We start from the raw sequence: 24,045 nt of genomic DNA, 5'->3' as shown, positions 1-24,045 counted from the left end.
CCATGGCAGACCAGTCGCACGACCAGTGCTGCGCCGGCAACGCCTGCAGCCCGAACCGTCGACACTTCCTCGCCCTCTCCCTCGGGGTCGCCGCCGGCACCCTGCTCGCCGGCTCCCGGGCCGAAGCCGCCGCCGCCCTCGGCGTACCCGAGGATCGGCTGATCGGCGTGCCGGTCGACAAGGCGCTGCCACCCGGCTGGTCCACGGCGCTGTACCGCCGGGGCGAGCCGACCAGCTACGAGGGCGACGACCTCCGCTGGCTCGGTATGCCGGTCGGCGGTGGCGCCACCGGCCAGCTGTACCTCGGCGGCGACGGGCGGCTGTGGAACTGGGACATCTTCAACCGACCGGCGGCCGGCACCACCGACGTCGGGTACGCGAGCCCTCGGCAGCCCGCCTCGCCCGTCCGGCACGGTTTCGCCCTGCGGACCCGGTCGGGCGGGCGGGTCCAGACCCGCGCGCTCGACGCCAGCGGCTTCGACCAGGTGCGTTTCACCGGGCAGTACCCCATGGGCACGGTCCGGTACCGGGACGCCGACGCTGCGGTCGAGGTGACCCTGGAGGGATTCTCGCCGTTCGTACCGCTGTCGGTCGCGGACTCGACGCTGCCGGCGACCGTGCTGGTGTACACGCTGCGCAACACCTCGCACCGACCGGTGGACGCCACCCTGCTCGGCTACGTCGAGAATCCCGCCTGCCTGGATACCAGGACGCAGCGCGGGATCCTGCTGCGGTCGACGGCGTTCGGCGACGGGTCGCTGCGCGGAGTCCAGTTCTCGGCCGCCGAGCAGACCGAGCCGGCCGACCGCCCCGACGTCGTCTTCGAGGACTGGGAGCGCGACACCTACGACGGCTGGACCGTCGAGGGCACCGCCTTCGGCGCCGGCCCGGTGCTGGTCTCCGCGATGCCGGACTACATGAAGAACGGCGGGCCGCTCAACGCGACCGGACAGCGACTCGTCACCTCACACGACTTCCGCGGGGCCGACGGCGACATCGGCCGGGCCGACGCGCCGACCGGCAAGCTCACCAGCGCCCCGTTCACGGTCGCACGCAAGTCGGTCCGGCTGTCCGTCGGCGGCGGCAACCACCCCGGGCAGACCTGCGTCAACCTGCTCGTCGACGACGCGGTGGTCGCCACGGCGACCGGCCGCAACGCCGAGGCGATGCACAGCGTCTACCTGGACGTCTCCGCGTACGAGGGGAAGTCCGCGGTCATCGAGATCGTCGACGCCCACTCCGGCGGGTGGGGGCACGTCAACGTCGACCGGATCGTGTTCACCGACGTCGCACCCCGCCCGGAGATCGTGTTCGAGGACTGGGAGCGCGACACCTACGAGGGCTGGACCGTCGAGGGCAGCGCGTTCGGCGCCGGCCCGGTGCTGGTCTCCGAGGTGCCGGACTACATGAAGCGCTTCGGCGATCTCGGCGCGTCCGGGCAGCGGTTCGTGACGTCGCACGACTTCCGCGGCTCCGGCGGTGACTCGGGTCGAGCCGACGCCGCCACCGGCAAGCTGACCAGCCGGCCGTTCACCGTGGAGCGCCGCTACGTCAACGTGGCCGTGGGCGGCGGGAGCCACCGCGGCAGCACGTGCGTCAACCTCCTGGTCGACGGCGCCCTGGTGGCCAGCGTGGCCGGCCGCGACGCGGAGCCGGTCAGCGTGGCGACGATGAACCTGTCGGCGTACCAGGGCCGCACGGCGGTCATCGAGATCGTGGACGCGGACACCGGCGGGTGGGGGCACGTCAACGTCGACCGCATCGTTTTCAGCGACGTGCCGACGGATACCCGGCCGCTGGACCAGGTGCCCGACAACGGCACGCTCGTTCTCGCCGCGCTCGACAACCGGGCGGTGACGCGTCCGTCGCTCGCCGAATGGGACAGCCTCGACGAGGTGTTCGCGGCCAAGGCCGGCCCCGCGGAGGTGGACGGCTCGCTGGCCGGGCAGGCCGGATCGGTAAGCGTGGCGGTCCGCCTCGCGCCCGGCCAGAGCCGCACCGTGCGATTCGTGCTCGGCTGGCACTTCCCCGTGCCGGACCGCGTTTCGCTCAGCTTCCTGCGCGGCTCGGACAGCCTGCGCCGGCACTACGCGACCCGGTTCGCCGACGCCCGCGCGGTGGTGGAACACGTCGCCCACGACCTCGACCGGCTGGAGGCCGACACCCGCACCTGGGTGAAGACCTGGTACACCGACGCCACCCTGCCGCACTGGTTCCTGGAGCGCACCCTGGCCCCCGCGTCGACGCTCGCCACCAACACCTGCTACCTGTTCGACGACGGACGGTTCTACGGCTGGGAGGGTGTGTACTGCTGCGCGGGCACCTGCGAGCACGTATGGAACTACGCCCAGTCCATCGCCCGGCTCTTCCCCCAGCTGGAACGCGACACCCGCAGCAGGGTGGATCTCGGCATCGGATTCCACCCGGACACGGGCCAGATCGGCAACCGCGCCGAGGCCGACATGGGCTGGGCCACCGACGGGCAGTGCGGCACGATCCTGCGCTGCTACCGGGAACACCTGACCGCGCCGGACGACACCTACCTGCGGGTGAACTGGCCCCGGCTACGGCGCGCGCTGGAATGGATCATGGAACACGACGTGGGCCCGGACGGCACACTCGACGGCCCGCAGCCGAACACGCTCGACACCACCTGGTACGGCCAGATCGCCTGGATCACCGGAATGTACGTCGCGGCGCTGCGGGCGGGCGCGGCGATGGCCGACGAGGTGGGCCAGCCCGAGTTCGCCGACCGGTGTCGGACCCTCGCCGATTCCGGCAGCCGGCACCTGTCCACGGAACTCTTCAACGGCGAGTACTTCATCCAGGAGATCGACCCGGCCCACGCCGACGCGATCAACAGCAACCGCGGGTGCCACATCGACCAACTCTTCGGGCAGAGCCTCGCCGGTCAGCTCGGGCTCCCCCGTGTCGTACCGGCGGAGCAGGCCGTCAGCGCCCTGGAAAGCCTCTACCGGTACAACTTCACACCCGACCACGCCGCCTACCGCGAGGGCAGCGTCATCCCGGGCGGCCGCTGGTTCGCGATGGACCACGAGTACGGCATGCTGATGACCACCTGGCCGCACGGTGGCGCCGACACAGCGGCGGGCAGCCCGGCGAGCTGGGCCGCCATGTACTTCAATGAGGTGTGGACGGGCCAGGAGTACCAGGTCGCGGCGCACATGCTCCAGGAGGGCCTGGTCGAGGAGGGGCTGACCCTCACCCGGGCGGTGCACGAGCGGTACGCCGCGGGCAAGCGCAACCCGTACAACGAGATCGAGTGCGGCGATCACTACGCCCGGGCCATGGCCAGCCACGGTGTCTATCTCGCGGCCTGCGGCTTCGAGCACCACGGCCCCCGCGGCCACATCGGGTTCGCGCCCCGGATCAGCCCCGACCGGTTCGCCGCCGCGTTCACCTCGGCGGAGGGGTGGGGCCTCTTCCGGCAGGAGCGCCACGGCGGGCACCTCACCGGCACGGTCGAGGTCCGGTACGGCCGCCTCCGGGTGTCCAACATCGCTCTGGCGGTGACACGTTCCCCGGCACGGGTGACGGTACGTCTGGGCAATCGCCGGCTGCCCGTGCGTGACTGGTCGTGCCGGGACGGGCGCATTCTCGTTACCTTGGACGCCGAGGTCGTGGTCGGTCGGGGAGACGCCATCCAGGTGATGCTCAACGGCTGAACGTGTCGGTGCTCGCGTCGAGCGCCGGCGCGGGACGCCCGTGACTGTCCCGTCACTTTCCGCCCGTATGATGCCCAGTCCCCGAACCCGCGAGGGTACGGGCGGCAGGCACTCGTTCTCGGGCTTGTCATCGTAGGAATCCACCGGATGGAGGCGAATGGCGACGATCTACGACGTGGCGCGGCAGGCTGAGGTCTCGCCCGCGACGGTCTCGCGGGTGCTGAACGGCCGCACCACGGTCGATCCAGTCATGGCCGCGCGCGTGCACCAGGCGATGCAGGACCTCGACTACCGTCCCAACGCGGTCGCCCGCAACCTGCGCCTGAGCCAGACCAGCCTCTGGGCGGTCATCATCTCCGACATCGGCAACCCCTTCTTCACCTCGATGGTGCGTGGGGTCGAGGACGTCGCGCAGAGCGCCGGCTACTCCGTGGTCCTGTGCAACACCGACGAGGACCCCGAGAAGGAGTCCCGGTACATCGCGGCGGTCCTCGCCGAACGGATGGCCGGCGTCATCATCTCCACGTCGGGCCGCTCGACGGTGATCAACCGGCTGCTCGAGGCCCGCATCCCGGTCGTGGCGATCGACCGTCAGCTGCGCGGCGTCACCATCGACACGGTGCTCGTCGACAACGTGCACGGGGCCGGGTTGGCGACCACGCACCTGCTCGACAACGGCTACCAGCGAGTCGCCTGCATAACCGGCCCCCGCCGGATCTCCACGGCCGCCCAGCGGCTCCGGGGCTACCAGCGCGCGCTGCGGGCGCGCGGGCGGGAGGCGACCGACGCCCTGGTGCGGTACGCGGACTTCCGCGAGGAGGGCGGCTACCGGGCCATGGCCTCGCTGCTCGACAGCGACAACCCGCCCGACAGCGTCTTCGCCACGAACAACCTGATGACCGTGGGCGCCGTCGAATGCCTCGTCGACCGCGGCATCCGGGTGCCGGACGAGGTCGGGGTCGTCGGCTTCGACGACATTCCGTGGGCACACCTGGTCCGGCCGTCACTGAGCACCGTCTCCCAGCCGACGTACGACCTCGGACGCGCCGCCGCCGGGCTGCTCACCGAACGGATCGCCAACCCGTCGCGACTGCCGTCGACCGTCACGCTCAGCACCGGGCTCCAGGTGCGCGACAGCTCCACCCGCCCGAGCTGACAGCTCGCCGGTACGGCAGGAGGCCGCACTCCGGCCCGGCGACCCGGCCGGGCCCACGACCGGCCGGGTCTCCGAGCGGTTACTCAGAGGCTGACGTCGCCACAGAGGTGCACCTGGACGCCGAGTTCGGCGAACAGCGCGGCCTTCACCCGCAGGGCCCGGTCGGCGGTCTCCGCGTCCGGCGCGTAGGCGACGTTGACGTGGTTGGCCTTGTGGCGGGCCATCAGCTGGTCGCGGCCGACCCCGTGCAGCACGGCATGCATGATGGGCCACTGCGGGTTCGTGGCCTCCAGCCGGCGCCGGGTCTCCTCCTCGGGAAGCTCGACGACGGTCGCGCGGCCGAGGTCGACATGCAGCCCGCCATCCATGATGAACACCCGGGACCAGACGATCTCGCCCGGCTTGGAGACCCCGCTCAGCGTGCCGCCGCCGAGCGGGAAGAACATCGGCGGCTGCCGCATGCTGTACGACTTGTCGTACCCGCCGTTGTGCGACGCCGGCACGGAGCCGGAGATCTCGAACACCCAGACGAAGTCGTCGCCGTAGGTCTCGCCCCACCGGATGTCGTGCAGGGTGGTGGCCGGGTCGAGGCCCATGGCGGTCCAGATGCGGTTGGTGACCAACGAGTCGACGGCCACCCCCTCGTCGACCTCGTTGAAGTGCGGCAGCGGCGCGCCCGCGTAGAGTTCGCGACTGCCGTCGCGGCTGCGTACCGGTGGCCGCTGGACGTTGTTGAGCAGCCCCTCGGCCAGGTCGCTGGCGGGGACGGTGTCCTTCAGCCCCTGCTGGTACTGGATGCCGACCGCGTCCAGGCCGAAGTCGTCCGCGATGCGCAGGGCGGCGACGTACATCTTGAACTGGCTTGTGAGCTGGGCGTCGGTGAGCTCGGTCGCCTCGTCGGTGCCGGTGTGGAACGTCATCCCGGCCTCGTCCAGCCAGCGGCGGACCGCGTGGGCCTCCTCGTCGGGGACCCGTGCCATCTCGGCGACCAGCGCGCTCTGCGACAGCCGCTCCTTGTAGATGCCCAGCGGGTTGATCAGCTCGTCGTCGAAGATCGCGTTGTACATCCCCATGCAGCCCTCGTCGAAGACGCCGATGATGGCCTTCTCCCGGACCAGTTGCGCGGCCAGGGCCCGACCGAGCCCGACCTCCGCGTCGTCCGGCAGGGCGGGCAGATCGCGGACGTGGCTGGTGTCGTGGCGCAGCTCGCCGGTCTCCAGCCAGGTGCGCAGCCCGTTGACCGCCCAGTCGTCGGTGAAGTCCCGGCTCCACAGCGCGGAGTGCCGTACGCCCGCCTTGGTGAGGCTCGCGGTGAGGTTGAGCAGGCCGACCAGGCCCGGGAACTCGCCGCTCCAGTTGGCGACGATGAGGATCGGTCCCCGGTGGCTGCGCAGCCCGGCCAGGACGTGGTGGCTGTACTGCCAGACCGCCTCGACCACGATGAGCGGCGCGTCGACCGGGATGTGCTTGAAGACCTCGATTCCGGCGCGCTGGCTGTCGATGAAACCGTGGCCCTTGTCCGGGTCGAAGGCGTGGCCACGCTCGACCTTCCAGCCGAGCGCGTTGACCGCGGCCGCGAGGTCGGCCTCCAGCTGCTGCTGCGTGGGCCAGCACGTGACGTTCGCGCGGGGGCGGAGATCGCCGCTGGCCACCGTGTAGACGGTGCCGGGCGCCGCGGCGGGCGGATCGGCCAGCACGGGCAGCGGGTAACGGGTCATGGGGCGACTCCTTCGGTGCGTGGGGTGTCGCTGGCCGCCGGCGGGCCGGCGGCCAAAAGACGGTCCTGACGTGCAGCGAGCGCGTGCGCGACCCGCTTGGAACTCGTGTAGAGCTCCCGGTACAGCCCGTAGAGCTCGTCGTAGTCGGCGGCCAGCTCGGCCCGGGGCTGCCGGATCTCCTTGACGGGGTTCCACGCCTCGATCGAGACGGGCCACCCGGTCCGCGCGGCGAGGAACGCCGCTCCGTAGCTCGCGCCGATGGTCTGCGACGGGATGACCTGGGCACGCCCGGTGACGTCCGAGACGATCTGGGTCCACAGCCCGCCCTGGGTGCCGCCGCCGACCGCCACGACCCGCCGGATGTCACCACCGCTCGCCTCGATCGTCTCGATGTTGTGGCGTACGCCGAGAGCGGTCGCCTCGAGCGCGGCGCGGTACAGGTCACCGCGGGTGTGCGAGACGGTGAGGCCGGCGACGACCCCACGGGCCCGCGGATCCAGGATGGGCGTGCGCTCACCTGCGAAGTACGGGAGCATGAGCAGTCCCTTGGCGCCCGGGCCGGAGGCCTCGGCCAGCCGGAGCAGCTCGGGAAAGTCCGGTGAGCCGAACAGCTCGCGCAGCCACGCCGTGATCGCGCCCGAGGTGGCCAGGCCGCCGGCGAGGTTCCGCGTTCCGGGCAGAGCGCCGACAGTGCCCCACAGCGACGGGTTCGTGAGGCGGGCGGTCACCGTGTGGACGAGGAACATGGTGGTGCCGTACATCAGCATCAGGTCGCCGACGCGGTGGGCGCCCACGCTGATCGCCTCCGACCAGGCGTCGATGGTGCCGGTGACGACCGGGACGCCGGCGGGCAGGCCGGCCTCGGCCGCCGCGGTCGCCGTCACCGTCCCGGCCACCTCGTCGGGCCAGCGCAGCGGCGGCAGGACCAGATCGGGTGCGATCTCCGTGGCCCATGGCGTGTACCAGTCCTGGCCCTCGGTGTCGTAGAGCGGTGTGCACTGACTCGCGGAGTGCTGATCGAGCACGTAGTGGTCCGTGAGCTTCCACGCGAGCCACGAACTGGGCATGAAGAGCCGCCGGGCGCGGGCGAAGAGCTCCGGTTCGTTGTCGGCCACCCAGGCCACTTTGGCGCCCGCCGCCTGGCTGGACAGCGCCGAGCCGCAGCGCCGGAGGATCTCCGCCGCGCCGAACCGCTCGGTGAGGTGCGCGATCTGTGGGGTCGAGCGGGTGTCGACGCCGTAGAGGATGGCTGGGCGCAGCGGGGTGTTCGCGGCGTCCGTGAGCAGCACACAGGGACCCATGCCGCTCACCCCGACGGCGACGACGTCGGCGTCGCCGGGTGCGAGGAGCTCACGGCTGAGCGCGATGAACTCCTGCCACCAGACGTCGGCGTCCATCTCCACCCAGCCCGGTCGGGGGCGGCTCACCTCGTGCAGGCGCGTCGCCGAGCGGAGAACCCGGCCGTCGGCGTCGACGAGGACACCCTTGCTGCTCGATGTGCCGATGTCGACGCCCAGAACGGCCGCAACCTTCATGGGCGCCACTGTTCCAGCAATCGATTTCCGAATCAAGACCGATCCGTCGGCGTCTTTCCCTACCGCGTGCCAGCACGCGCACCGGCATGGAGTCGTATCGCCTGATGGGTGCGGGTGTGGGCACGACCCGAGAGAGTCGACACCGACGGGAAATCGTTAACTCACTTCGGCTCCGGACGCAGTGGACCCGCCGAGCCCTCCCGATGCCGACAGGCGCCGTCGCGTGGCCGCCCGCTCTGCGGCCGTCCCCGCGAGGTCGCCGAAGGACAGGGCGAAGGCCAACGGGAGAAACAAGTCGCCGGGAGCGGCCGGAATGTCGCAGAAGGGGCCGCAGGGGCGATCGGCGCGTGGTCGACGCCCAGCTCGCCGACCCCGCCCTTCAGCGCTCGGCACCAGGACAAAATGGGTGGCCTCGCCAGCCCTGCCCGCCCTACCTTTAGCTGGATCTTCTTCTCCGACTCACTCACGAGAGGACTTCACCCCGCGTGACACCGCCTGCTCTCTAACCTGGCACCTCCCCGTGCATCGGTCGCCGACGTCGCCGTCGGCTCTCTTCCCATGCCCTCCGTCAGGTCTTCAGAGAGATCATGTCTACGCGTCCTCATATCGTGCTGTCCTGGATCCTTGGGCGTACGCGCCTTCCCCAACCCACGTCCCGCTGCGTCCACTGCCGTTGCGACCTCGCCGGCTCTGGCGACGGCAGTTCCGGTGTCGATGCCAAGGGCGACCTCCTCGCCCGGAGCAACCGGGCCGCCGTGGAGTGGGACTCGTGCGGGGAACGGCTCGCCGCGCCCCTTCCCGAGAGCCACTGGCCCGTCCAGCTTTCGGTCATCTTCGACGATCCCGTGCCCCTTCGCCCCGAACGGCTCATCGTCCGAGGGATCGGGCACCAGCCGCGGGGAGATCGCCCGCCGCGCCAAGACCGGTATCCGGCTGAACCGCAGAACTCACCGGGACTACTCCTTCGTCCGGGTGTGAGCCGCCGCCGTGGGCCTGAGCCGGGGCGAGAAGCACGGTGGCCCTGCCCTGGGCTGCGGCACGCGGCGGTCCGCGCGCGGTCGTTCATGACCGGACGCGAACCAGCGTCGGGGCCGGCCCGATACCGGCGACGACGGTGAGCCTCGGGTGCATACATCCGGACGCGCCGATGAGCGAACACGTCCGGGTGTATGCACCCGCCCGCCGAGAAAACCCCTTGCGAGGGGGCCGGCACCGGATATCTGGTGGATCGGCCACCGATCCCAGGAGGGAACATTGACGCCCGAGTCGCTGCCCACCCCCACGCTGCACACCACTCGCCTGAGACTGCGCCCCTTCGACGACGCGGATGCGAACGACCTCTTCGCGCTGCACAGCAACGCCTACGTGCTGCGCTACTGGGACGCGCCGCCGTGGAGCGAACGCGTGCGCGCCGAGCGGTTCATCGCGGCCTGCCGGCAGATGGCAGAGGCGGGCACCGGGGCGCGGCTGGCCGTGGATCGTGGCTCCGACAAGGCGTTCATCGGCTGGTGCAGCCTGAACCGCTGGAATCCGGACTACCGCAGCGCATCGCTGGGCTACTGCTTCGACGAGGCGGCGTGGGGCCACGGCTACGCGACGGAGGCCGCGCACGCGGTGCTGCGGTGGGCATTCGACACGCTGGACCTGAATCGCGTGCAGGCGGAGGCCGACACACGCAACGTGGCGTCCGCCCGTGTGTTGGAGAAGCTCGGGTTCGTGCGTGAAGGGACGTTGCGGGAGGACTGCATCGTGAACGGCGACGTCTCCGACTCGTGGGTCTACGGGCTGATCAGGCGCGAGTGGCGGCCCTCGGCCGAGCCGGTGCCCGCCCGCTGAGCCCTCGTTCCCTCGCGCCACGTCGCCCGGCGTGCTCCGCTTCGCTGCGTCGAGGGGCCGGCACCGGGCACTCCCCTGCCGCTGCCTGTGGCGTCACCTTGCCGGCGACGACGAACGAACACGGTCCGGACACGCCGTTTCCCTTGCGCGAGCGGCCATACTGACCGCGCGGGCCGGGGCCCGATCACGAAGGAGGTGGCGGCTTTGCCGATCGGTCGGCTCCACCATCTGATCGTCGACTGCCCGGATCCGTTGGTCGAGGCGCGGTTCTGGAGCGCGGTCCTCGGCGACCCGATCACCTACGCGGACGAGGACTTCGTCGTCGTGTCGGCCAGCACGTCGGCGTCCGGGCTGGCGTTTCAGCGCGCCGCCGACCTGACGCCGCCCACGTGGCCGGCGTCGGCAGTGCCGCAGCAGATGCACCTCGACGTGATGGTCGACGACCAGGCTGCGGCAGGGGAGGCGGTGCTCGCGCTGGGCGCGCGGCCGTTGCCCGGCGACCACGTCTACGCCGATCCGGCTGGCCACCCGTTCTGCCTGATCAGACGCCCTTCCTGGGCGCCGCCCGTGAACTGAACTCAGCCGTCCTGATCTTCAACGAGGCGCCGATCTCGATTCCCGGCTCGACGTCCATCGGCTGGTACGGGCCCCCTGGGTTGCCATCAGGGCTGGTAGAACTTGCACCGGCTGCCCAGCAGCCCGGGCCACCGCAGTCCCGGCGACGACGAGGCCGCCCTGGCGGCCTGACCACCACACCGATGGTGTCCGCCGGAGCGGAACGAGGTCAGACCACAGGAGTGTCAGAACGGATGGACGGAACTGCAGGCAGCCCGTGGGCGGTGACCGGTCTGGATCCACTGGCCGGGCGGGTGTTGGAGCACCTGGTGACCGTGCCGTCGGGGGACGTCACCGAGGTGGCGGCGGCGGTCGGGGTGTCCCCGGCGGCGGCGGAACGAGCGCTGCGGCACCTGGCGGACTCCGCACTGGTGCTGCAGATCGACGGCACGACACCGCGGTGGGCCGCCGGCCCTCCACGGTCGTCGCTCAGCGCCCTGCTGGCCCGGCGGCGGGCCGAACTGGCCCGCGTCGAGGGCCTCGTGGAGCGGCTTCACGAGGTGTACGAGGCGGTGTCCGGGCCGCGTGGTGCGCACCTGGTGGAGGTGCTGGAGCGCGAGGACGAGGTGCCGGCGCGCTACGGCCAGCTGCTGAAGGGGAGTTCGGTCGAGGTGCTGCATCTGGCCAAGCCGCCGTATGTGACGGCCGCGCAGGCGTCCGTCGGGGAGTCGGGAGTGGCGCCCGGGGTGCGGTTGCGGTCGGTGTACGAGACGGAGGGGTTCACCGACGCGGTGTCGCTCGCGACGGCGCTGCGCGGGACGGGTCAGGGCGGGGAGCTGCGGCTGGCGTCAGGGCTGCCGGTGAAGCTGGTGGTGTTCGACCGGGCGGCGGCTCTGCTTCCCGTGCGCGGGGACCACCCGGCGGCGGGTTCGATGGTGGTGCACTCCCCCGCGCTGGTGGTGGCGCTGGTGGCGCTGTTCGAGAGCGTGTGGGAACGCGCCGAACCGGTGTCGCTGGCGAGCCGACACGACGGGCCGGCTCCGAAGGGCAGTCCGACGACCGCGGGGCCGGACGGGCGAACCCGGGAGATCCTGCACATGATGGCAAGCGGGATGAAGGACGAGGCGATCGCCCGCGTGCTGAAAGTGAGCCGCCGTACCGTGCAGAAACACGTCAGCGATGCGGGAGTCCTGCTCGGCGCCCGGACCCGGTTCCAGATCGCGCTGCTGGCGTCGGAGCGGGGGTGGCTGAAGGAGTCGGCGGGGACCTGACCGGGGCATGCCCCGGACACGGCGACGCGCCGGGACCGCCTGTGCGGGGGTCCCGGCGCGTCGTCGTACTGCACGCCTACCGGCAGGGGCTCACTTGCAGGACTTGGCTCCCTTCGCGTACGCCAGGCCGAAACCGCCCGCCGACGAGTCCATGAAGATCACCTCGCGCCCCGCGCCCGCCGTCGCGAACATCTGCGCGCCCGGGCTGCACGACGCCGGGCCGACGTACTTCCCGGTGAACGTGTACTGCTTGAGCTTCGGGTTGAGCGAGTTGTCCGGGTAGCCGCCGGTCGAGAGCCAGAGGTCCGCGGGGGCCTCCTCGGTGACCGTGAGGGTCGTGTCGGACAGCGTGAGGACGTCGGCGCGGATCGCCTGCGGGGAGTTCTCCTCGAAGAGCAGGTGGCTGGTGCCCGTGGCGAAGTCGAAGAGCCGCACGGAGTCGTTGAACGTCCCCTGGCTCCACTCGCCGTCGACGTAGTGGCCGTAGTCACGGTTGATCACCCAGGCGACGCCGGTGCCGGACAACTGCGGGTAGCTCATCGTCTCGGCGCCCGGGTCGCCGCCGGCGAAGGTCGTCTTGCCCGTCGCCACGTCGTACACCTCGACGCCCAGCGACCACCAGGTGCCGTCGGGGTTGGGCTGCGCGTAGTCCTCGTACCGGACGTAGGAGATCTTCCCGTTCTTGACGCTCGGCGCCGTCGCGTTCCCGAGCCAGTCGGGGTGCGCGAGGGTGTGGACGGTCCGCGAGCTGCCCTTCAGGTAGCGCACGACGTCGCGGTATCCCTGCTCCGGGTCGTACTGGCTCCACGCGACGACGTCGCCGTCGAAGCTGAGGCCGTCGATCCGGTACGGGGAGCTGAAGATCTCCTCGACGTGGCCGCCGCCGACGGGCGCCGACAGGATGCGGTTGGTCTCCCACGTCGGCGAGTCGGGGTTGCCCGCGATCGACAGCCACACGACCCGCTTGCCATCGGTGTACGGGAAGGTGTGGTTGTTCCCGTCGTTCGGGGAGATCCGGTACGGCGCGACCTTGCCGTCGATGCGGCCCACCCAGATCGACATCGGCTCGGTGCGGTTCGCGTCCGACCGCGGCACGGTGAACCAGCCGCCGGCCATGCTCGCCTTGGTGTCGCTGTACAACCCGGTGTTCAGCCGGTCGACCAGGAGGTCGGTGTTCTTGCCGTACAGGCCCGCCTTCCACTTCGCGGTGATCCCCCGCGAGTCGAACGCCGCCCGCACCACCTTGAGGTCCTTGTTGCTCAGGCCGAAGGACTTGGCGGAGGCGAGAACCGCGTCGCGGGCGTCGACGAAGTCGGACATGGGCGCGAGGTAGTCGGTCAGCGCCCGGTAGACGATCTTGTCTGCGACCGCCCCGCCGAACGCCTGACGCAGGTCCCACAGCGCCCCGGACACGATCGTCGAGTTGAGGTGCACGCCGCCGTCGTCCATCTGCGGCGTGTCCATGAGGTGCTGGAAGTCCGCCGTGGTGGCGCCGTCGTCCAGGTTGCGCAGGGCGCACCTGGTGGGCGTGAGCGTGCGGCAGAGGTCGCCGCCGATCAGGCTCGCCTCGGGGTCGGACATGGGCGTGCCGGCGGCGTCGAGGTCGATGGCGTTGCCGAAGTAGTCGGCGATCGCCTCGTTGAGCGCGCCCGGCTGGCCGGCGTAGACGAGGCTGGCGGAGTTCTCCACCACACCGTGCGTCATCTCGTGGCCCACGACGTCCGGGTCGGCGGCCAGCGGCAGGTACTCGTCGTCGCCGCTGCCGTACACCATGCGGGTGCCGTCCCAGTAGGCGTTGACGAACGGGTAGCCGCCGTAGGTGATGCCGACGATCGAGTTGATCGCCATGCCGTCGTCGTCCAGGCTGTTGCGCCCGAGCTCCGTCTGGAACCACTCGAACACCTTCGCGGCGTCCCAGGCCGCGTCCACGGCGCCCGCGTCGGTCAGGTCCGCGCCGAGCGTGCTCGACGGCGACGCGAACGGCCCGACGCCCTCGGGCAACTGCCCGTCGAGCAGCTCGTAGTAGTCCCGGCCCCGAGCGTCCCAGGTGGTGATCGGCACCGTCCGGCCGTCCGGGAGGGTGTGGGTCTGGTCGATCATGAGGTAGGGGCCGGCGTCGTCGACCCGGACGAGCGGGAGCGGCACCGGTACGCCGTGCAGGCTCTTGCCCTCGCCGACGACCGGCGTCGTGCCGTTGCCCGACGCGGGCGGCTCCGCCACGGCCCGCGGCGCGACGGCGGTCCCGTCGGCGGCCAGGGCGGCGGCCTGCTGCGCGGTGGCGAAGGACTTGATCCGGCTGACGCTGAGCAGCGTCACCCCGTTCGTCGCGCCCACGTACACGTCGCGGAGCACGGGCTGGCCCGTGACCACGTCCTTGCCCTTGACGAGCACGCGCCGCGCGAGCACGCCGGTGCCGGTCGGCATGACCACGAGCCCCTGGTCGGTGCCGGTGAGGTCGACGTGGGCCGCGTCAGGTGTCGTGCCGGGCCGCGGGGCGCCGGCCACGACGGCCGCACCGGGGTGCAGGCTCTTGCGCACGTCCTCGACCGCTCGGGAGATCGCGACGTCCGCGGGCATCGGGGTGCGGGTCGTGTCGACGTCGAGGTCCGTGAAGTAGCTGCCCGACGTGCCGGTCACCGCACGCTTGCCGGCCTTCTTCTCCATCCGCACCACGTACTGGGCGCCGAACACGGGCAGGCCCTTGTACTTCTGGTTCAGCCGGACCGTCTCCCGCGCGCCCTGCGTGTCGACGCTCGCCGTGGTGAGCGTGCCGGCCGGGTCGGCGATCTTGTAGCGGTCCTTGTGGCCCGTGAGGTGGGCCTTGGCGGCCTTGTCCGGTGCGATCGTGGCGTCGACCGGCTCGGCCAGGTCGTCCACGAGCGCGGGGGTGTCCGTCGCGGGTGCCGCGCTGGCCGGGACGGAGGCCTCCGCGGCCGTCGTCGCGCCCGTCGGCGCCGCGTTCGCGGCCTGGGCGGTGGTTCCGAGGAGTGCGGCCGTCGCCAGGATGGCGAGGGCGGGTGGTGCCTTGACTCTGCGCATCTGTTGCTCCTGCAAGGTGGTCCAGCGCCCGGCCGGCTCCTTGCGGCACGGGATTCGCTCACCCTCACCGCGGTGTCGCCACCGGCACAAGAACGACTTTGCGCATCTGCGCAAGTCAGAAGCCCGCCGACGGAGAGCCGATCCGGGGGCCGAGATGCGTGTGGGGCAGCGCGCGGGCTGTCCCTCTACGTGGACGTCCCCACGACTGGTGTTGTCGTTGGGACCTTGAGGAGGTCATCTCTTGGACACCAGGATCCAGAACGTCCGGCTGAACGCCACGTCGAACGAGCAACTCATGGCGCTGGCAAACGCCGGGGCCGCGGCTTTCGGCCATACCGCCACACTCCAGGTGGAACAGGCCCTGGCCCAGCTCCTGCGGTTACGCGTCGCACAGATCAACAATTGCAGCTACTGCCTTCTGGTGCACCACGCCGCTGCCCGCGCCGCCGACATCCCGCCGTACAAGGTCGAGACCCTCACCGCGTGGTGGGAGACGCACCTGTTCACCGAGGAGGAGCGAGCCGCGCTGGCCTACGCCGAGGCGTTGACCCGAGCCTCCGACGCCACCGTCGACAACCGGTTCCAGGAAGCGCACGACAGGATGGTCACGCACTTCACGGAGGACGAGATCCTGGAGATCGTGGCCGTTGTGATCAACATGAACATCTGGACGCGACTCAAGCTCGCCGAGGGTGCCATGCCCACGACGGCGCCTCCCGTGTGAGTTGATACCCGGAGCTTGTGATATCCCCGTCGCCGGCATTGCATTGAGTGTCCTGGGGCGGAAAGGAGATGTTCTGCAACCGACATGGCTCGTGGCGCTCTCGTGGGCTGTGCTCTTTGTAAGCCTTGCCAGCACCGCCGTCATCGTTATTGACCACTTTGTGCTTCGATACCGCCAGCCGATGAAGGTCATGGAGATTGTCTGGCCGGCAACCGGCCTCTATTTCGGACCAGCAGCCGTCCTGGCCTACCGACAGTGGGGTAGACCTCAGTCTCCCCGGTGGCGGGAGCGGCACCGCATCCCGCCCAGGAGGTCGCGACATGCCATCACGATAATCGAAACCTTACATTGTGCGACGCACTGCGTTCTCGGTGCCATCATTGCCACTCTTGTCACCTTCGGCTTCAGCCTCGAACTGTTCGGTAAGCGATTGTGGCCTGAATTCATCGGCGACTACGTGGCCGCAGTGGTGGTGGGCCTGGCATTCCGCTACTTCACCGGGGCTGACACGGGTGGTCGAAGAGCGTGGGCCGCGATGCGGCGATTTCTCAGGGGAGACCTGCTGAGCGTGTCCGTCTTCGAGCTCGCCCTGTTAGGTTGGCTGGCGCTCATGGAGCTCATGGTTTTCCACGAGACCCTGCTGCCCAGCAGCCCGGTGTTCTGGCTCATTGTCCAGATCGGGTTGATCATGGGCTTCTTTGCCGCTTGGCCACCAACCCTGTGGCTGATCCGTCACGGTGCCAAAGCGGAGCTGCTGAGCCCGCCCCGGTAGGTGCTCGGCCGCGATCCGTCGCGCCACGTCGACCTGGTCGCGGGTGCCGGTCCGGTGCCCTGACCAGCAGGGACTACCCGCCGAGCCCCAGTTCGGCGACGTGCTTCGAGAACGCCTCCAGCGCCGCGGCGCCGACGGCCTTGTCCTGCTCGCCGTTGCCGCCGCTGACACCGACGGCGCCGACGATCTGGCCCTCGTACTCGATGGGGAACCCGCCGACGAAGATGGCGAACTTGCCGGGGTACATGTGGCTGATCCCGAACGCCTCGTTGCCCGGCAACGCCGGGCCGTTCGGCGGCTCGTTGAACTTGTGCGTCGCCCGCTCATGCCCTGCCGCGGTGAACGCCTTCGCCATCGCGATCTCCACCCCGGTGAGGCGGGCACCCGGCAACCGGTGCAGCCCGAGCACGTGGCCTCCGTCGTCGCAGACGCAGATCGTCTGCTTCACTCCGATCTCCTCCGCCTTCGCGCGGGCTGCGGCGAGCATGGGGAGCGCGTCGTCGAGCGTGATTCGGTAGATCCTGTGCACCGTGCCTCCTCTGCGGCCCCACTGCCGGGCGGTCCCTGCGACCAGCCTGCCCGGGCGAGCAGGCCGCGAACAATGGCTAGACTGCCGCGACCCGACGGGGCAAGCTTGTGCAACCTGTCCAAGGAGTTGCCATGGCTGACCCAGCGGGAGCACTGACTCAGGACGGTCCGCCCGGCGAGGCGGAGCCGCAGCAGCTGACGGTGGGTCGCCTGCTGCAGGAACGCCTGCTCAGCCCGGCGCGGATGACGGCCTCGGCCGACGTGCTCGACACTGCCGTCACCTGGTGCCTGCCGTGGGACGATGTCGCGGCCGGCGCGGATCCGCTGACCGGAGTCGTCGTCCACGCCCGGGCCGACCAGGTCCGAGCGGCGGTGCTGCGCAATATCGGCCGGCGCGGGGCGGCGGCCGTCGTCGTCGCCGGCGGTGCCGGTGATCTCACCGACCCGCTGGCCGAGGTGCCGGTGGTCCACGTCGGCGCGCACGTCGCGTTCCGCCAGCTCAGCCAGCTGGTGGCGGAGCTCGTCCTGGCCCGGGACACCCACGTTCTGCGCTACGGCCTGAGGGTGCACCGTTCGCTGGTGGAGTTGCTGTACCGCGGGGCCGGGCTGGCCGCCCTCGGGCACCAGATGGCTCGGCTGTCGGGATGCTCGGCGGCGATCCTCGACCCGCAGTATCGGGTGCTGGCGTTCGAACGCAGCCGGGATCGCGTGTTCGAGCCGACAGCGGTCGCGGACGCGCTGCGCGAGGACGAGTCCCGCCGGGCGGTCGGCAGGACCTCCGGGGATGGCGGCCCCTCAGGCCATCCGACGGGCTTCAACTCTGAACAGCAACACGCCGGGCCCCAGGTCCGCACGCTGCTGATCGACGGGATCAACGCGACATGCGTGCTCAATCCGATCCTGCTCAGCGGTCGGCACGACGGCTGGGTGGTCATCGTGGAGTCGGCCGATCCGCCCCGCCCGCACGACATCGCCCAGCACCGCGTGGTCGTCGAGCAGGCCGCCACCATCGTCGGTACCGAGATGCTGCGGCTGCGCAGCATCGAGCAGGCCGAGGAGCGGGCGCGGGGCGACTTTGTCCACGCGCTGCTGCACGGCCGCTTCTCCGACCAGCACGAGCTGGAGGCCCGGTCGGCGCACTACGACTTCCCGGTCGGGGCGACCTACGGCGTGATCGTGGCCAACGGGCTCAGCTCGGCCGGCAGCCCCGACTCCCCCGCCGCCCTGTTCCAGCTGGCCCGGCACGCCGCCCGCGTCGACGCCCGACCGAACGCGCACACCCTGGCGACGGTCATCGGCGACGTGCTCGCGGTGATCCGGCAGGTCGAACCCGCGGGCCACCGGGACTCCCCGGACGCGGCAGAGCGCACGCTGGCGGACTTCGCGCGCACCCTGCAGGCGGAGTTGGAACGCAGGACGCACCGCGACGTTGCGGTGGCGTACGGACGCTGCGTCGGCGGCGCCAGCCGCATCTTCGACAGCTACCGTGAGGCGCGCATCGCGCTCGGGATCCGGAACCGTCTTGGCGTGGACCAGGTCTGCGGCTTCCAGGACCTGCGGGTCTTCGCCACGCTGGTCGAGCTCGCGGAGAGCCCGCAGGGACGTGATTTCGCCCGGGACATGCTGGCCCCGCTGCGCAGCTCCCGCGCCGGCGGAAGCGACCTGGAGCAGGCGGTCATCGCCTACGTCGCCTCCGGCGGAAACCTCAACGCCGCCGCGCGGGAACTGCACATCCACCGCAACACGATGCTCTACAAGCTCGACCGCGCCTCTCGGCTGCTACAACTGGATCTGCGGGAGGCCGAGCACCAGTTCGCCGTCTGGCTGGCGCACAAACTCAACCTGCTCGCCGAGACAGTGACGGTCGTCGACCGCGATCTCCACCCGACGTAGTTGCCGGCGACGTGCGATCGATGTGGAGCGGGGACGGGTCCGGGCCGACGAAGCTCACCACCAGCCCGACGGCGGCGATCACCGTGCACCCGGCGAAGAGCAGTACCAGATCGCCGTGCGGATAGACGACCGCCACCCAGGCCGCGCCCAGCGCCGACCCGCCGAAGCGCATCATGTTGAACAGCCCGAGGGCGGCGCCCGATCTCCCCGCGGGTGACCGGGTCGCCCCGGCGGCGGAGGGCGTCTGCACGAGGGCCACGCCCACACCTACCGCGAGGAGCAGCGCGACGAGCAGCGCCACGCTCCGGCCCGTGCTGCCCGCGTACAGCCCCAGCAGCAGTTCCGCCGTGCCGAGCAGCACCAGACCGGTGCGCAGGATCCAGCGCGGCCGGCCGCGTTCGCTGAGCACGCCGACGACGGGCGCCAGCACCGCCATGGCGGCGGGCAACGCCAGCACCAGCAGCCCCGTGACGGCGGTGGTCCACCCGAGGGAACCGGTGAGGTGGAGCGGCACCGCGACGAGCGTGGCGGCGAGGCAGAACATCTGCGCGGACGCGGCGACCGTGCTGCGCAGGAAGCGCGATTCGACGATGAGACGCGGCCGGATGATGGGCGCCGCCGCCTTCGCGGAGGTGATCGCGAAGCCCACCAGCAGTCCGATGCCCGCCACCGCGAGCGCGATGGTGAGCCAGGCCGGCACCAGGTGGTGCGGGACGGCGGTGGCGCCCGTCATCAGCAACGCGGCACCGAGCGTCAGGGTCACCGCGCCGGGCCAGTGCAGCGCGGCGGCGTGCCCGCGATCGTTCGGCACCACCAGGACGGTGGCGAGCAGCAGGAGCACCGCGACCGGAGCGAGGCACCAGAAGATCGCCCGCCAGCCGGCGAAGTTGGCCAGCAGACCGCCCAGCGGCGGGCCGACGGCCTGCCCGATCCCGTTGGCGGCCGCCCACGCGCTCATCGTGCGGGCTCGCTGGCCCGGCCCGTAGATGGAGGCGAGCATGCCCATGACCGCGGGTGGGTAGGCCGCACATGCCAGGCCCTGCAGGGCGCGCATCGAGACGAGGACGGGCAGCGACGGCGCCAGTGCCGCCCCCACCATGGCGAGCGCCATGAGGGCCAGCGACGCGATGATCGTCCGGCGTCGTCCGAACCGGTCCCCCACCCAACCGCTCAACGCCATTCCGGCGGCGAGGACCAGGACGAAGCTGCTCACGACGAGCACGCCGGAGGACAGCGAGACGCCGAGGTCGGCGGTGATGTCGCGCAACGGCACGTTCAGCACGTTGTTGATGACGGTGCCGAGCAGTGTCGCACCGAGCAGGGTCAGCAGTACGGCGAGTCCCGCCGGCCTCTGCCGCGGCAGAACGTCCGGGGCGGGCGGCGTGGCGACCGACTGCACCGCGCCACTGCGCGGTCGGGTGTCCCGCACGTCCGTCCTTCCCATCGTCTGCGCAGCTCACCTACCGTTCGAGACTGCGCCGTGACCGTTGCGCGATGCTACGGCACTGTGCACAAAGTTTGACCGCCGGCCTGTGCACATGGGTGATAGACGCTGACCTTGCACGCGCGGAGTCTGACGGGCAATCAACTCACTGCAAGAGTCCGTGAGGTGGCAGATGCAGCTAACGGCGGCCCACTGGGTCTATCTCGTCGGCGTTGTGGTGATCATCGCGACGATGATCGCCCGGAAGAACATCGTAGTCCCGGCCGTGGTCGCGACGTTCGTGACCGCGCTCGTCTTCTCGCACAGCATCGTCCGCGGGCTCTCCGCGGTGTTCAACGCCAGTCTCGTGGCGGCGACGAACCTGTTCAACATCTTCCTGATCATCGCGCTCGTGACCGCCATGCTGCACTCGTTGCAGGCGCTCGGGGCGGACCGGAAGATGGTCGCCCCGTTCCGAGGCGTGATGCGCAACGGCCACCTCGCCTTCTGGACGTTGGTGGTCGTCACGTACTTCATCTCCCTGTTCTTCTGGCCGACCCCGGCGGTGCCGCTGATCGGCGCGGTGCTCATCCCGGTGGCGATCCGCGCGGGGCTGCGGCCGATGGCCGTCGGCCTGGTGGTGGCCATCGCCGGCCAGGGCATGGCCCTCTCCTCCGACTACGTCATCCGGGTCGCCCCGGGGCTGTCGGCGAAGGCGGCGGGAGCGGACCCGAACGTGGTCGCCGACCGGGCCATGGTGCTCTCGCTCGTCGTCGGTGGGGTCGCCCTCGCGGTCGCCTACCTGATGGAGTTCCGCACGATGCGCCGACCCGACCCGGCGCTGCTCGCCGAGTGGGAGTCGACGGCGGACGGCAGCGGCGAACGCGTGAAGGACCTGGCGGTCACCGAGCGGGAGCGCGAGCTTGTGGGCGCGGGCGATCGGCCGGCGGGTGGCGGCGACGTGCCGTCCCTGCGGGGCGGGCCGCCGACGGTCGGCCACGGCGTCGCGCTGCGGGAGGAGTACGACGAGGAGCTGCGGGACGGCCCCGGGGAGGCGACCCCCGGCTACCGGGGCAACCCCCTGGTGCCGACCTTCTTCGCCATCTTCGTACCGGTGGCCTACCTGGCGCTGATCGTCTACATGGTGGTCGCGAAGTTCTCCGGGAGCGTGCCCGACCTGCAGGGCGGTGACGCGGCCGCCCTGGTCGGCGGCATCGCGGCGCTCATCGTCTTCCTGGCGGCGCTCGCCGGTGACGGCAAGGGCTTCCTGGAGAGCTCCGCGGAGCACGTGGTCAACGGGCTGGTGTTCGCGTTCAAGGCCATGGGTGTCGTCCTGCCGATCGCCGGTTTCTTCTTCATCGGCAACGGCGACTTCTCCGGCCAGATCCTCGGCACCGCCGACCCGACGAAGGGGCCGGCGCTCCTGTACGACCTGGTCACGGCGGCGCAGAGCCACATCCCCCACAGCGGCTTCATCGCGGCCTTCGGCATCCTGCTCATCGGCATGATCGCGGGCCTGGAGGGGTCGGGCTTCTCCGGCCTGCCGTTGACCGGTTCGCTGGCGGGCAGCCTCGGCCCGGCCGCCGGGGTCAGCGCCGGAACGCTCGCCGCCGTCGGTCAGATGGGCAACATCTGGTCCGGTGGCGGCACGCTCGTCGCCTGGTCCTCACTCATCGCCGTCGCCGGCTTCGCCCGGGTGCCGGTGATCGCGCTCGCCCGCAGATGTTTCATCCCGGTGGTCAGCGGGCTCATCGTGGGCACCATCTTCGCGGTCGTCTTCTTCCCGTAGCCGGCGGCAACACGACCGACGGAGGCGGCGGGCCAATGCCCGCCGCCTCGGCCGTGCCGCGACAGCTCAATCGGTGGTGACGGCGACGGTGAGTTCCACCTCGACGGGCGCCCCGGAGGGCAGGCTCGACACCCCGACGGCCGCGCGCGCGACGCTGCCCCGTTCGCCCAGCCAGTCGCGCAGCACCTCGGACGCCCCGTCGGCGACGGCGGAGTGCTGCGTGAAGTCGGGACGGCAGGCGACGTACACGGTCATCCGCAGGCACCGCCGCACCCGGTCCAGCCCGCCGACCGACTCCGCCACCGCGGCGACGGCGTTGCCGGCCGCGAGTCCGGCCGCGGCGCGCGCCTCGGTCACGGTCAGGTCCGCGCCCACCAGGCCGCGCACGGCGAGCCGGCCGTCCACGCGGGGGGTCATGCCCGCCGTGTACGCGATGCCCTCGTGCACGACCACCGGCACGTAGTGACCCTGGGGGGCCGGGGGCACCGGCAGAGTGTTCCGGTCGCCGGGTTCAGCCACCGATCGCCATCCCGTCCTGCCGGGGGTCGGCGCCGCCGGCGAGGCAGCCGAGCCGCTCGTCGACGGTGATCGCCAGGGCGCTCCCGCCCGCGTCCCACGGCCCCACCAGCCGGACCGGGTGCCCGGCGGCGCGCAGCTCCGCGACGGTCCGCTCGTCCAGCCGGGACTCGCAGATCAGCTCGTCGGGCGCTCCCACCACGTCCGCGTCGCTGCCGGGGAACACCGTGAACCGCGGCGCCGACACCGCCTGCTGCGGATCCATGCCGTGGTCGATCAGGTGCGACAGCACCTGCATGTTCCACTGCACCTGCCCGTCACCGCCGGGTGTGTTGCCGACGTGCCGCAGCGCTCCCCCGGCGTCGGTCACCAGCCACGCGAGGCAGGTGTGCAGCGGACGGCGGCGTGGTCGTACCTGGTTCGGGTGGTCCTCGACCAGGTACGCGCCGCGCCCCAGCCGGTTGTTGAGCATGATGCCGGTCCCCGGGATGGTGATCCGGGCGCCGAAGGTGAAGGCGAGCGAGTGGATGAAGCTGACCGCGCGGCCGTCGCCGTCGACCGCGAGGGTCGTCGTGGTGTCTCCGTCGGGCGTCAGTCCGGCCGTCACGAGCGGATGGGCTCCGGCGGCCAGCTTCGCCCGTACGTCGGCGACCGCCTCGGGTCGCAGCAACGCCCGCCAGGCGTCCGTGTCGGTGCCGCAGCGGTCCCACCGGTCCCGGAATGCCTGCCGGGCCGCTCCGGCGAGCCGGCTCACCGCGGCCGCGCTCAGCCACGGCAGTCCGGAGAGCGTTCCGTCGCAGACGGCCGCCTGCTGCAGCACCATCCAGCCGGGGGTGGGCAGTGGTGTCGTGTGCAGAACCAGGTCGCCGTACCGCCCGGCGATCGCCTCGCCCTCGAGCGGGAGGCCGGTGGCCGCCCACTCGTCGCCGCTGAAGGGAGCCCCCGCCGCTGCCAGCGCGGCCACCGCCCGCTCGGCCAGCTCACCGGTGTAGAGCGCGCGGGGATCGGCGGCCAGCAGCCGCAGCGAGTCGGCGAGTTCCGGCTGGGCGAGCCGTTCGCCGACCTGCGGCGCCCTACCGTCGCGCAGGAACGTCCGTCGGGCCCCCTCGTCGGCGCGTAGCTGCGCCTCGTGGTCGAGGATGTCCGCGCGGGTCTTGCGGGTGCAGGGCAGACCACGTTCGGCGGCGGCGATCGCCGGTGCCCACAACTCGGGCAGGCCGCGCGTCGCCCCACGGGCGTGCAGGGCGGCGATCGCGGCCACCGCACCCGGAGCCGCCACGGCGAGCGCCCCGCTGAGGGGAATCGCGGACCGGCCCTGACCGTGGTAGAACGCCAGGTCGCCGCCGTCCGGCCCGTACCCGCTGCCGTTGACGGTCCACACCGATCCGTCCGGCTCCCGCACCACGGCGAAGGCGTCGCCGCCGACGCCGCACTGGCCCGGCAGTGCCAGCCAGGACATCGCTGCCATCGCCACGGTCGCGTCGATCGCGGTGCCGCCCTCGGCGAGCACGCGGTGACCGGCGGCGCTCACCGACGGGTGGCTCGAGATCGCCATGTGGTCGCCGGCGAGGACGGGGTTGCGGGTGGGTGCCGGCCCGTTCACG

At 71.3% G+C, this 24,045-nt stretch carries 16 protein-coding genes; 9 read left to right on the top strand and 7 right to left on the bottom strand.

The annotated features are described in order from the left end of the window. Window positions 1-2: 2 nt before the first annotated feature. Together ACQP12_RS16425 and ACQP12_RS16420 are read left to right on the top strand one after the other, a co-directional pair. The gene (locus tag ACQP12_RS16425) at window positions 3-3,686 is read left to right on the top strand and encodes a GH116 family glycosyl hydrolase (protein WP_433288956.1); all 3,684 of its coding nucleotides are present in this window, start codon (window positions 3-5) and stop codon (window positions 3,684-3,686) included. A 157-nt stretch (window positions 3,687-3,843) separates the two neighbouring features. Continuing rightward, window positions 3,844-4,842, top strand: a complete 999-nt coding sequence (locus ACQP12_RS16420) for a LacI family DNA-binding transcriptional regulator (protein ID WP_433288954.1) — start codon at window positions 3,844-3,846, stop codon at window positions 4,840-4,842. An 83-nt stretch (window positions 4,843-4,925) separates the two neighbouring features. On the opposite strand, the gene ACQP12_RS16415 is transcribed toward ACQP12_RS16420, so the two are convergent. Continuing rightward, window positions 4,926-6,560 (bottom strand): fucose isomerase, encoded by a 1,635-nt coding sequence (locus ACQP12_RS16415; protein WP_433288952.1) that lies wholly within the window; start codon window positions 6,558-6,560, stop codon window positions 4,926-4,928. After that, complete coding sequence (locus ACQP12_RS16410; protein WP_433288950.1) at window positions 6,557-8,095, bottom strand: FGGY-family carbohydrate kinase; 1,539 nt, start codon at window positions 8,093-8,095, stop codon at window positions 6,557-6,559. The genes ACQP12_RS16415 and ACQP12_RS16410 overlap by 4 nt, the downstream gene beginning before the upstream one ends. Before the next feature lie 1,254 nt (window positions 8,096-9,349). Between ACQP12_RS16410 and ACQP12_RS16405 the strand changes: the two genes are divergently transcribed. The 3 genes from ACQP12_RS16405 (at window position 9,350) to ACQP12_RS16395 (ending at window position 11,757) form a co-directional block, all read left to right on the top strand. Beyond that, a complete protein-coding gene (locus tag ACQP12_RS16405; RefSeq protein WP_433288948.1) occupies window positions 9,350-9,931 on the top strand; it encodes a GNAT family N-acetyltransferase in 582 nt (193 codons plus the stop codon). Window positions 9,932-10,135: 204 nt separating this feature from the next. Next, window positions 10,136-10,507 carry a VOC family protein gene (locus ACQP12_RS16400; protein ID WP_433289295.1) on the top strand — a complete coding sequence of 124 codons (372 nt, stop codon included), beginning with the start codon at window positions 10,136-10,138 and terminating at the stop codon, window positions 10,505-10,507. A 233-nt stretch (window positions 10,508-10,740) separates the two neighbouring features. Beyond that, a complete protein-coding gene (locus tag ACQP12_RS16395; protein ID WP_433288946.1) occupies window positions 10,741-11,757 on the top strand; it encodes a LuxR C-terminal-related transcriptional regulator in 1,017 nt (338 codons plus the stop codon). A gap of 90 nt (window positions 11,758-11,847) precedes the next feature. Here the strand turns inward: ACQP12_RS16395 and ACQP12_RS16390 are convergent, their stop codons facing one another. Beyond that, the gene (locus tag ACQP12_RS16390) at window positions 11,848-14,796 is read right to left on the bottom strand and encodes a M4 family metallopeptidase (RefSeq protein ID WP_433288944.1); all 2,949 of its coding nucleotides are present in this window, start codon (window positions 14,794-14,796) and stop codon (window positions 11,848-11,850) included. 241 nt (window positions 14,797-15,037) lie between these two features. On the opposite strand from ACQP12_RS16390, the gene ACQP12_RS16385 reads away from it, so the two are divergent. Both ACQP12_RS16385 and ACQP12_RS16380 read left to right on the top strand, forming a co-directional pair. Next, window positions 15,038-15,520, top strand: coding sequence for a carboxymuconolactone decarboxylase family protein (locus ACQP12_RS16385; protein ID WP_433288942.1), 483 nt, complete (start codon window positions 15,038-15,040; stop codon window positions 15,518-15,520). A gap of 181 nt (window positions 15,521-15,701) precedes the next feature. After that, window positions 15,702-16,292: a DUF4396 domain-containing protein gene (locus ACQP12_RS16380; RefSeq protein ID WP_433288940.1), complete on the top strand. Its 591-nt coding sequence runs from the start codon at window positions 15,702-15,704 to the stop codon at window positions 16,290-16,292. 73 nt (window positions 16,293-16,365) lie between these two features. On the opposite strand, the gene ACQP12_RS16375 is transcribed toward ACQP12_RS16380, so the two are convergent. Next, window positions 16,366-16,821 (bottom strand): GlcG/HbpS family heme-binding protein, encoded by a 456-nt coding sequence (locus ACQP12_RS16375; RefSeq protein WP_433288937.1) that lies wholly within the window; start codon window positions 16,819-16,821, stop codon window positions 16,366-16,368. A 131-nt stretch (window positions 16,822-16,952) separates the two neighbouring features. Between ACQP12_RS16375 and ACQP12_RS16370 the strand changes: the two genes are divergently transcribed. Continuing rightward, entirely contained in the window at window positions 16,953-18,713 is a 1,761-nt protein-coding gene (locus tag ACQP12_RS16370) for a PucR family transcriptional regulator (RefSeq protein ID WP_433288935.1), read from the top strand. On the opposite strand, the gene ACQP12_RS16365 is transcribed toward ACQP12_RS16370, so the two are convergent. Next, window positions 18,658-20,142 (bottom strand): MFS transporter, encoded by a 1,485-nt coding sequence (locus ACQP12_RS16365; RefSeq protein ID WP_433288933.1) that lies wholly within the window; start codon window positions 20,140-20,142, stop codon window positions 18,658-18,660. The two genes, ACQP12_RS16370 and ACQP12_RS16365, sit on opposite strands and share 56 nt — an antisense overlap. Window positions 20,143-20,329: 187 nt before the next feature. Between ACQP12_RS16365 and ACQP12_RS16360 the strand changes: the two genes are divergently transcribed. Then, window positions 20,330-21,925: a hypothetical protein gene (locus ACQP12_RS16360; protein ID WP_433288931.1), complete on the top strand. Its 1,596-nt coding sequence runs from the start codon at window positions 20,330-20,332 to the stop codon at window positions 21,923-21,925. 66 nt (window positions 21,926-21,991) lie between these two features. Here ACQP12_RS16360 and ACQP12_RS16355 read toward each other — a convergent pair whose 3' ends face one another. Both ACQP12_RS16355 and ACQP12_RS16350 read right to left on the bottom strand, forming a co-directional pair. Continuing rightward, window positions 21,992-22,411, bottom strand: a complete 420-nt coding sequence (locus ACQP12_RS16355) for a RidA family protein (RefSeq protein WP_433288930.1) — start codon at window positions 22,409-22,411, stop codon at window positions 21,992-21,994. A 25-nt stretch (window positions 22,412-22,436) separates the two neighbouring features. Further along, window positions 22,437-24,044, bottom strand: coding sequence for a gamma-glutamyltransferase family protein (locus ACQP12_RS16350; RefSeq protein WP_433288927.1), 1,608 nt, complete (start codon window positions 24,042-24,044; stop codon window positions 22,437-22,439). Between the last annotated feature and the right edge of the window lies 1 nt (window position 24,045).

Origin of the sequence: Micromonospora sp. CA-244673 (assembly GCF_050948395.1) — a bacterium.
Lineage (GTDB): Bacteria > Actinomycetota > Actinomycetes > Mycobacteriales > Micromonosporaceae > Micromonospora.
This window is presented reverse-complemented; position numbering and strand designations above follow the sequence as displayed.